At 69.1% G+C, this 7,330-nt stretch carries 6 protein-coding genes and 1 pseudogene (1 of these 7 running past the window's edge); all 7 read left to right on the top strand.

Going from position 1 to position 7,330, the window contains the following annotated elements; all coding sequences use genetic code 11:
• The first annotated feature begins 464 nt into the window (after positions 1-464).
• Positions 465-1,757 carry an ATP-dependent Clp protease ATP-binding subunit ClpX gene (clpX, locus tag FrCorBMG51_RS10640; RefSeq protein ID WP_047222885.1) on the top strand — a complete coding sequence of 431 codons (1,293 nt, stop codon included), beginning with the start codon at positions 465-467 and terminating at the stop codon, positions 1,755-1,757.
• A 1-nt stretch (position 1,758) separates the two neighbouring features.
• Entirely contained in the window at positions 1,759-3,135 is a 1,377-nt protein-coding gene (locus FrCorBMG51_RS10635) for a bifunctional folylpolyglutamate synthase/dihydrofolate synthase (RefSeq protein WP_047222884.1), read from the top strand.
• A gap of 210 nt (positions 3,136-3,345) precedes the next feature.
• A complete protein-coding gene (ndk, locus tag FrCorBMG51_RS10630) occupies positions 3,346-3,759 on the top strand; it encodes a nucleoside-diphosphate kinase (protein WP_047222883.1) in 414 nt (137 codons plus the stop codon).
• A 531-nt stretch (positions 3,760-4,290) separates the two neighbouring features.
• On the top strand, positions 4,291-5,322 hold the full coding sequence (locus FrCorBMG51_RS10625) for a rod shape-determining protein (protein WP_013872948.1): 1,032 nt from the start codon (positions 4,291-4,293) through the stop codon (positions 5,320-5,322).
• A gap of 44 nt (positions 5,323-5,366) precedes the next feature.
• Positions 5,367-6,356: a rod shape-determining protein MreC gene (gene mreC / locus FrCorBMG51_RS10620; RefSeq protein ID WP_047222882.1), complete on the top strand. Its 990-nt coding sequence runs from the start codon at positions 5,367-5,369 to the stop codon at positions 6,354-6,356.
• 9 nt (positions 6,357-6,365) lie between these two features.
• Complete coding sequence (mreD, locus tag FrCorBMG51_RS10615) at positions 6,366-6,896, top strand: rod shape-determining protein MreD (RefSeq protein ID WP_047222881.1); 531 nt, start codon at positions 6,366-6,368, stop codon at positions 6,894-6,896.
• 41 nt (positions 6,897-6,937) lie between these two features.
• Positions 6,938-7,330, top strand: a pseudogene (gene mrdA / locus FrCorBMG51_RS10610) (penicillin-binding protein 2) (its annotated part continues 1,670 nt past the right edge of the window); the annotation flags it as partial.

Genomic DNA, 7,330 nt, shown 5'->3' with positions numbered 1-7,330 from the left:
CGGGCCAGCCCCGCCGGCCCGCCGCGGTGGGCAGCCCCGGGTGTCCGGGGCGCGGAAGGCATGCGATCGTGTTGCCCCCGGCCGTCCGTGGGGGCGTCCGAGGCTGTTTCACCACGATGTCGGGCGTGTATCGGGCGGCAGGTGATCAAATGGACGGCCGGTCGGCGCGGTGGCTGCCGTGCCCACGGCGTGCCCGGGCTCAATCCGTACGGCGCGGGCGTCCGCGGACGCGGCCGCCGGACCGTGGGCTGATCTGCGCGAGCCGCGCGATAGAGCTCTCACCGGGCGTCTGTACGGGGTACGGTCCCCACACGAGGATGTGACGGCCATCAGCCCGATGTCGCCGGCATGTGCAACAGTCGGTAACGCGGGCAGGATAGTAACAGACAGGCGACGACTGGGCGGCCAGACCGCCCCTGACCTGCAGGCGACACCATCGTCTGGACGAAGGGACTGAGTCCTCGGTGGCACGCATAGGTGACGGCGGCGACCTGCTCAAGTGCTCGTTCTGCGGCAAGTCCCAGAAACAGGTGAAGAAGCTCATCGCCGGGCCCGGTGTCTACATCTGCGACGAGTGCATCGATCTCTGCAACGAGATCATTGAGGAGGAGCTGTCGGAATCCTCCGATCTCAAGTGGGACGAGCTGCCGAAGCCCCGCGAGATCTACGAGTTTCTGGACAGCTACGTCGTCGGCCAGGAGCAGGCCAAGAAGACCCTGTCGGTTGCCGTCTACAACCATTACAAGCGGGTCCAGGCCGGTGGGGCCGGCGGCGACGCCAAGGGTGACGTGGAGCTCGCCAAGAGCAACATCCTGCTGCTGGGGCCCACCGGCTGCGGCAAGACACTGCTCGCGCAGACTCTCGCCCGGATGCTCAACGTCCCGTTCGCGATCGCGGACGCGACGGCGCTCACCGAGGCCGGTTACGTGGGCGAGGATGTCGAGAACATCCTGCTCAAACTCATCCAGGCCGCCGACTACGATGTCAAGAAGGCCGAGACCGGCATCATCTACATCGACGAGGTCGACAAGATCGCGCGTAAGTCGGAGAACCCGAGTATCACCCGGGACGTCTCCGGCGAGGGGGTTCAGCAGGCGCTGCTGAAAATACTGGAGGGGACGACCGCGAGCGTGCCGCCCCAGGGTGGTCGCAAGCACCCCCACCAGGAATTCATCCAGATAGACACCACAAATGTCCTGTTCATCGTGGGTGGAGCTTTTGCCGGGCTTGACCGTATCATCGACGCGCGCATCGGCAAGAAATCCCTGGGATTCCGGGCGGTTCTGCACGGGAAGGACGATCCGGACGCCGCGAAGGTCTTCTCCGACGTCATGCCGGAGGACCTGCTCAAGTACGGGATGATTCCCGAGTTCATCGGCCGCCTGCCCATGATCACCAGCGTCTCGAACCTCGACCGGGAAGCGTTGATCCGCATTCTCACCGAGCCGAAGAACGCGCTGGTCCGGCAGTACAAGAAACTGTTCGAGCTGGACGGGGTCGACCTCGACTTCACCGCGGACGCCCTCGACGCGATCGCGGACCAGGCGATCCTGCGCGGGACCGGCGCCCGCGGGCTACGCGCGATCATGGAAGAGGTCCTGTTGTCGGTCATGTACGACATCCCCAGCCGCAAGGACGTCGCCCGGGCCGTGGTGACGCGCGAGGTCGTCCTGGAACACGTCAACCCGACGCTGGTGCCGCGCGACCGTGACGTCGCCTCGTCCAAGCGGACCCCTCGCCAGGAGAAGTCGGCCTGACGTGGGGGCGGACGACGCCGGCCCGGGCGGCGCGGGCCCGAGCGACGAGGGTCTGCTGAGCGACGACGGCGGTCTCGCCCGGGTCGAGAAGGCCCTGGCCGGACGTTTCCCGCACCGCATGCTCCCGGACCTCGACCGCATGCGTGACCTTGTCGACCTGCTGGGCCAGCCGCAGCGGGCCTACCCGTCGATCCACCTGACCGGGACCAACGGCAAGACCTCCACCGCCCGGATGGCGGACTCGCTGCTGCGCGCGTTCGGGATCAGACCCGGCCGGTACACCTCCCCGCATCTGGAGAGCGTCACCGAACGCATCAGCCTGGACGGCCGGCCCGCCGTGCCGGAGGTCTTCACCCGGGCCTACGACGACGTCATCGCGTACGCGGAGCTCGTCGACGGCCGGCATCCGGAGCGGGTCACCTTCTTCGAGCTGCTGACCGCGATGGCCTTCTCCGCGTTCGCGGACGCGCCGGTCGACGTCGCCGTCGTCGAGGTCGGGATGGGCGGGACCTGGGACGCGACCAACGTCATCGACGCCGGAGTGGCGGTCGTGACCCCGATCTCCATCGACCATCCGGAGCTCGGGGACACCCCGGAGGCGGTGGCGGCGGAGAAGGCCGGGATCATTCATCCGGGCGCGCTCGTCGTGCTCGCCCAGCAGCCGCTGCCGGCCGCCGAGGTGCTGCTGCGCCGGTGCGCCGAGGTGGGGGCGACAGTGGCGCGGGAGGGGCTGGAGTTCGGGGTACTCGGCCGCACCATCGCCGTCGGCGGTCAGGCGATTACTATCCGTGGTCTCGGCGGTGTCTACGAGGACCTGTTCCTGCCGTTGCACGGGCAGCATCAGGCGCACAACGCCGCATGCGCGCTGGTGGCCGTCGAGAGCTTCCTCGGCGGCGGCCGGGAGCCGCTCGACATCGACGCGGTGCGCGCCGGCTTCGCCCAGGCCGACTCCCCGGGACGCCTGGAGGTGGTCCGCCGCTCGCCCACGGTGCTGCTGGACGGCGCGCACAACCTCGCGGGCGCGCGGGCGCTCGTCCAGGCGCTGGACGAGGAGTTCGGCTTCGACCGCCTTGTCGGCGTCGTGGGGATGCTCGCCGACAAGGACGCTGCCGGCATCCTCGCCGCCCTCGAACCGGTGCTGCACGACGTTGTCGTCACCCAGAGCGGATCACCACGGGCGATGCCCGTCGACGACCTCGCGGCGGTCGCGGTGGACGTCTTCGGCCCCGACCGGGTGGAGGTCGCCGTCCGCCTGGACGACGCCCTCGATGCCGGCGTCCGGCTGGCCGAGCGGGACGGTGACCTCGGCGGCGCCGGGGTCGTGGTGACCGGATCGTTGGTGACGGTGGGGGAGGCTCGGCACCTGCTGCGTCGCTGACGGGTAGGTTGACCGGCACCCGCTGGTCGACGTCTGCTGGCCGGTAGATGTCGACCGGCAGAAGTTGACCGGTAGATGTCAGCTGGTAGATGTTGCCAGTGAGCCGAACGTGGCGTGGCGGTGGATAACGTGGCGTGGCGGTGGATAAGGTCCACAGCAGCCGTCGGAGGACCGCGGCTGTCCACGCGAGCAGCTAGGAGAAGGAGTTCCGTGTCCGTCGAACGCACCCTCGTTCTGGTCAAGCCCGATGGCGTCAGCCGTGGCCTCGTCGGCGAGGTCGTCGGCCGGCTGGAACGCAAGGGGCTGACCCTGGTCGCCCTCGAACTGCGCACCCTTCAGCGCTCGGTCGCCGAGACCCACTACGGCGAGCATGCAGCCAAGCCGTTCTTCGGCGAGCTGGTCGACTTCATCGTCTCCGGCCCGCTGGTCGCGCTGGTGGCCGAGGGCCCACGGGCGGTCGAGGCGGCGCGTGGCCTGATCGGCGCCACCGACCCGGTCAAGGCCACCCCGGGATCCCTGCGCGGCGACTACGCCCTGGAGATCGGGCAGAACCTCGTCCACGGCTCCGACTCGCCCGAGTCCGCCAAGCGCGAGATCGACCTGTTCTTCCCGGGGCTGAGCTGACGGTTGGTTCCGCTCGGCCCGCGGACCCGCTCCGGCCCTGAGAACGGAGGCCGGGTGTGGCGCATCGGCGGCGTGCTGCCCACCGGAGCGCCACACCCGACGGGTGGGTGTCCAAGTTCGTACGGGTCTGGTTCATGCAGGTTACATTCGTGAGGGTTACGCAATGTTGTTACTCCGGGCGCCTTCATCGGGTTGTCTCAGGTAGCATCTTTGCTACTCCGAGTGTTAGAACTGATCGTACGGGTCGGGGCTGACAGGCCTGGTGACCCGGCGTGGCAGGTGAACCGTCGCACGCCACGTATCCGCACACCTACGGCAGGCTCGAGGGGCCCGGTTTACGCTCTTTGGTGTCTGCAACAGCAGGTATCTGCAACAGCGTCTCTACTGGATTGCCGGACTACTGGACTATTGGATGGGGCTCGTCGAACAAGCAGTGGACACGACATCGTTACGGACACCGCCTGCCTTGCACACCCCGCACAGCCTGCGTGCGCACCCAGACCCCACACCCGGGAAGGCCGGCATCCGACGATGTCCAGTTCGCTGTCGTTCCTAGGCCGTGACATGGCCGTGGATCTTGGCACCGCCAACACCCTCGTCTACGTCCGTGGCCGCGGAATCGTCCTGAACGAACCCAGCGTGGTCGCGATAAACACCACCACGACAGGCATCCTCGCCGTCGGGACCGAGGCGAAGCGGATGATCGGCCGCACGCCCGGCAACGTCGTCGCGATCCGTCCGCTCAAGGACGGCGTCATCGCGGATTTCGACACCACCGAGCGCATGCTGCGCTACTTCATCCAGAAGGTCCATCGGCGCCGGCACTTCGCCAAGCCGCGGCTGGTCGTCTGCGTCCCCTCCGGTATCACCGGGGTCGAGCAGCGGGCGGTGAAGGACGCCGGCTACCAGGCCGGCGCGCGCAAGGTCTACATCATCGAGGAGCCGATGGCCGCGGCCATCGGAGCCGGTCTGCCCGTGCACGAACCCACCGGCAACATGGTGGTCGATATCGGCGGCGGCACCACCGAGGTGGCGGTGATCTCCCTCGGCGGGATCGTGACCAGCCAGTCCATCCGGACCGCCGGGGACGAACTGGACACGGCCATCATCTCCTACGTCAAGAAGGAGTATTCGCTCATGCTCGGTGAGCGGACGGCGGAGGAGATCAAGATGGCCATCGGTTCCGCGCACAAGATGTCGGACGAGCCGAGCGCCGAGATCCGCGGCCGGGACCTGGTCTCGGGTCTGCCCAAGACCATCGTCGTCACCGCGGAGGAGATCCGTAAGGCGATCGAGGAGCCGGTGAACGCGGTCATCGACGCGGTCAAGGTCACGCTCGACAAGTGCCCCCCGGAGCTCTCCGGCGACATCATGGACCGCGGGATCGTGCTGACCGGTGGCGGAGCGCTCCTGCGCGGACTGGACGAACGCCTGCGCCACGAGACCGGCATGCCGATCCACATAGCCGACAACCCGCTGCACTCGGTCGCCATGGGCTCCGGCAAGTGTGTGGAGGAGTTCGAGGCGTTGCAGCAGGTACTCATCTCCGAGCCCCGTCGCTGACCGTCCGCAGGCACGGGGGATCTCTTCAGGTACGGAGGCCGGTGGTGGGACGTGACACCCGGCGTTCCCGCATGATCATAATCGTGTTGCTCGTCGTGGCCTTTACTCTGATCACCATCGACTACCGTTCGAGCGAGCGTTCGTCCGGCGTGCGCGGTGCCCTGCGCGAGGCGTTCGGCGGGGTCGAGGGGGCGGTCAGCACGGTCACCCGTCCGATCGGGCGCACCCTGTCCGCGCTGGCCCATCCCAACCGGTACCAGAAACGCGCGGATGCCCTCGCCGCGGAAAACGCCGAGCTGCGCCGGCGCCTCGCCGAGGACGAGGAGGTGCGGCGGCAGGCCGCGGCGCTGTCCAGCCTGCGGCTGCTCGCCGACAGGGGAGAGTACACGATCATTCCGGCCAGGGTCGTGGCGATCGGTGACATCACGGGGACGGACTGGACGGTCACGATCAACGCCGGCAGCGCCGACGGCATCGCCCCGGACAGGCTGGTGATCAACAATGACGGGCTGGTCGGCACCGTCCTGACCGCCACCGCCCACACCGCCGTGGTCCGGCTGGTCTCCAGCCCGGCCAGCCACGTCGGCGCCCGGCTGGAGAACACCAGGCTGCTCGGCGCGGTGACCGGCCGGGGCACCTCCGGCAGCCTGACCTTCACCCTCTACGACGCCACCCTCCAGGTGAAGACGGGCGATCGTCTGGTGACGTTCGGCAGCGTCGACTATGCCGGCGGGGTGCCGATCGGCGTCGTCACCAAGGTCCTGGACTCCGGCGGGGGGCTCTCGCACTCGGCCGAGGTCACCACCTTCGCCGCCCTGGGCTCACTGGACCTCGTCGGCGTCGTCGTCGGCCGACCCGCCACCGATCCGGGCGACCGGCTGCTGCCACCACGTCCGATACCGCCGCCGACCGCCGCGCCGCCGGCTGCCACGCCGTCCCGGCCACCGGCCACCGCGTCGCCGTCGCCAGGCCTGCCCGTGCGGATCTCCCCGACAGCGACGCTCGCCCCCGCGGCGAGGACGTCCACCGGCTGAGGCGGGATCATGTGGGACACGGGTACGCGCGCGGCCGAGCCGCGGGGCAGGATCGTCGTGGTCACCGTCGCCGTGATGGCCGTCCTGATCGTGCTGCAGGTGTCCGTCATCGCCGCGCTGCGCCTGCCGCTGGGCAGCCCCGACATCGTCCTGGTCGTGCTCTGCTTCGTGGCGCTGTGCCAGGGACCCGTCACCGGCGCGGTCGTCGGCTTCAGCGTCGGCGTGCTCGCGGACCTGCTCTCCACACACGTCCTCGGCCAGACCGCGATGGTCTTCTCGCTGGTCGGGTACGGGGTGGGGCTCGTCGGCGAGGAGACCGACCGGTCGGCCTACCTGCCGCTGGCCGTCGCCGCCGCCGCGTCGGCGCTCGGGACGGCCGGTCACGCCGCGATGGCCGGCATCATCGGCCAGCCGAGCCTGACCGGTACCCAGACGCTGCTGCGCGCGCTCGGCGCGGCGCTCTACGCGCTGGTGCTGACCCCGGTCGTCTTCCCGCTGGTCACCGCCGGGCTGCGGCGCCTGCACAGGGAGCAGATGTGATCGGGGGACGAGCGCGACGGCCGGGCCCCCCGGAGGAGTCCCTGGACGACCGCATTCGGGTGCGGCTGGTCGTCCTGCGCGTCCTGGCGGTATCCCTGCTGATCACACTTGGTGCCCGGCTGTGGACCCTGCAGATACTCGACGGTGACCACTACCGCCATCTCGCCGAGACCAACCGGGTCCGTGAGGTCGTCACCCCGGCGATCCGTGGCCTGATCGTGGACGACCAGGGGCGGCCCCTCGTCCGTAACCGGACCTCCCTGGTCATATCGGTGAACCGATCGGTCACCGACCGGCAGAAGGACTCCGGACAGGCCGTGCTGGAGCGGCTGTCAGGTGTGATCGGGACGCCCGTCGCCGACGTCAGGGCGCGCATCCAGTTCTGCTCCGCCACGGTGAAGCCGCCGTGCTGGAACGGCTCGCCCTACCAGCCG

The organism is Protofrankia coriariae, assembly GCF_001017755.1.
GTDB classification, from domain to species: Bacteria; Actinomycetota; Actinomycetes; order Frankiales; family Frankiaceae; genus Protofrankia; species Protofrankia coriariae.
The sequence above is the reverse complement of the archived record's forward strand: the minus strand, read 5'-3'. Positions and strand labels throughout refer to the sequence as shown.

Coding starts and splice junctions, on each gene's coding strand:
- FrCorBMG51_RS10625 (WP_013872948.1), top strand. CDS start 4,291: ATGTCCAGTTCGCTGTCGTTCCTAGGCCGTGACATGGCCGTGGATCTT.
- mreD (WP_047222881.1), top strand. CDS start 6,366: ATGTGGGACACGGGTACGCGCGCGGCCGAGCCGCGGGGCAGGATCGTC.